The organism is Paenibacillus sp. GQ49 (genome assembly GCF_059759055.1).
In genome coordinates, this window is the sequence record NZ_JCAXEL010000064.1 from 1 (window position 1) to 260 (window position 260).

Sequence of the window (260 nt, forward strand, 5' to 3'; positions counted from 1 at the left end):
GGTGCCCGTACCGCAAACCGACACAGGTAGGCGAGAAGAGTATTCTAAGGCGCGCGGAAGAACTCTCGTTAAGGAACTCGGCAAAATGACCCCGTAACTTCGGGAGAAGGGGTGCCCCGGTAGTGTGAATAGCACGAGGGGGCCGCAGTGAAAAGGCCCAAGCGACTGTTTAGCAAAAACACAGGTCTGTGCGAAGCCGTAAGGCGAAGTATACGGGCTGACGCCTGCCCGGTGCTGGAAGGTTAAGGGGAGTGGTTAGG

General features: G+C 57.3%; 1 rRNA gene. It reads left to right on the forward strand.

The features are described from left to right. Positions 1-260, forward strand: a 23S ribosomal RNA gene (locus AC6CIF_RS31955); the annotation flags it as partial.